This window comes from Methanocrinis sp. (assembly GCF_049974945.1).
Classification (GTDB): Archaea; Halobacteriota; Methanosarcinia; order Methanotrichales; family Methanotrichaceae; genus Methanocrinis.
Map to the genome: position 1 here is coordinate 2,551 of NZ_JBNGCU010000121.1, position 1,641 is coordinate 4,191.

Annotated in this window: 3 protein-coding genes; all 3 read left to right on the forward strand. The window is 62.9% G+C overall.

Translation table 11 applies throughout. The features are described 5' to 3' along the window. A partial coding sequence (locus ACP5EL_RS09350) for a HEAT repeat domain-containing protein (protein WP_428402243.1) occupies positions 1-535 on the forward strand: 535 nt, incomplete at its 5' end. A gap of 103 nt (positions 536-638) precedes the next feature. Further along, positions 639-1,232 (forward strand): NAD(P)H-dependent oxidoreductase, encoded by a 594-nt coding sequence (locus ACP5EL_RS09355; protein ID WP_428402244.1) that lies wholly within the window; start codon positions 639-641, stop codon positions 1,230-1,232. 73 nt (positions 1,233-1,305) lie between these two features. Continuing rightward, positions 1,306-1,434: a hypothetical protein gene (locus ACP5EL_RS09360; protein ID WP_428402245.1), complete on the forward strand. Its 129-nt coding sequence runs from the start codon at positions 1,306-1,308 to the stop codon at positions 1,432-1,434. The last annotated feature ends 207 nt before the right edge of the window (positions 1,435-1,641 follow it).

Below are 1,641 nucleotides of genomic sequence, written 5' to 3' on the forward strand. Positions count from 1 at the left end.
GAAGAAGGAGACCGGGAAGAAGGAGACCGGGAAGAAGGAGAAGCCAGAAGCCGTCCCCCTCGGCGAGACCGAGGCTATCGACGCCCTGGCAGGTCCTCAGGTTCCTGAGAACCTCCCTGATGCCACCTGGTCGGTCGAGAAGCTCGCCGAGGCCGTGGCCAAGGAGAGCAACATGCTTCTAAGGGCGAACGCAGTCAACGCCCTCGCCAAGAAGGGAGGGCCGGAGGTGGTGGAGCCCCTGATCCTCGCCCTCAAGGACCCCGAGGACCCCGTCAAGGCCAACGCTATGGTGGGGCTGGCGGCCATGGGGAGGGACCTGGTCCAGGAGAGGATGGCAGAGCTTCTTATGGACAAGGAGGCTGACGAGGAGGCGAGGGGCGGCGCGGCCTGGGTCCTGGGCGAGATGATGGACGAGAGGTCTATGGACATCCTGAAGAGGGCGGCCGAAGAGGACGAGAGCGCCTTCGTCCGGGTCCACGCCAAGGCCTCGATCCTCGCTCACGAGACTGCGAAATCTCCTGAAGAGAAGAAGTGACGACCTGACAGAGATTATGGGCGGGATCGTGGGCCCGGAGGCCGTCGGCGCCGGGCCCGAGCCTCCGCCTTCATCAAGATATTCCGCTCACTTTTTCACGCGCATGAGAATATCGGTCATCCTCGGACATCCCGATCCCGGAAGCTTCAACCACGCCATAGCGGAGGCGGCGGTGGAGGCGCTGAATCAAAACGGTCACCACGTCTCCTTCCACGACCTCTACGCCGAGAGGTTCGACCCGATCCTCCCCGGCCCCGAGATCCCCAGGGGCGCAGCCATCGATCCCGTCGTCCAGAGCTTCTGCGACGAGATCGCGGCCGCCGACGGCATCGTCATCGTCCACCCCAACTGGTGGGGGCAGCCTCCGGCGATCCTGAAGGGCTGGGTCGATCGGGTGATCAGGCCCGGCGTCGCCTATGAGTTTCGTGAGGGGGACGGCGGCGAGGGCGTCCCCGTCGGCCTCCTGAAGGCGAAGTGCGCCCTCGTCTTCAACACAGCCAACACCCCGGAGGAGCGGGAGATTGCGGCCTTCGGCGACCCCCTGGAGACGCTCTGGAAAAACTGCGTCTTCGGGCTCTGCGGCGTATCCGATGTGCGCCGGAGGACGTTTTCGGTGGTGGTGACCAGCACGCCGGAGGAGAGGCGGACGTGGCTTGCGGAGGTGCGGGAGACGGTGGGGAGGCGGTTTCCGGCCTGAGCGATCGCGGATCACCATCACCCTGTCGAGGAAGAACTAATTTATATCTCGGACCATCAAAGAAGATCTTGATATGTTCTGCGAGTACATCCAGGCGGCGATCTCCAGGGCGGTCTACGAGGTCATCGATGATGAGGAGCCCTATTACGGCGAAGTGCCGGAGCTGGAGGGGGTCTGGGCGGCCGGCAAGACCGAGGTCTAGTGCCGCAAGAATTTGAGGCTCGCTATAGAAGACTGGATAGCTTTCAGCCTGCGATTCGATCTTCCCATACCGGCCATCGAAGGGCATAAGATCGAAGTGCCAGAGGCCGCCGGTAGAAGCTTAGAGTCATGTCTCGGCTTTCGCCAGTCTCCAGAAACGAGCTGATCCGGCGGTTGCACGCCCTGGGATTTGAAGGTCCTTATACAG

What these genes read in the sequence shown, in the direction of transcription:
- ACP5EL_RS09355 (WP_428402244.1), top strand. Translation starts at nt 639, where the DNA reads ATGAGAATATCGGTCATCCTCGGACATCCCGATCCCGGAAGCTTCAAC.
- ACP5EL_RS09360 (WP_428402245.1), top strand. Translation starts at nt 1,306, where the DNA reads ATGTTCTGCGAGTACATCCAGGCGGCGATCTCCAGGGCGGTCTACGAG.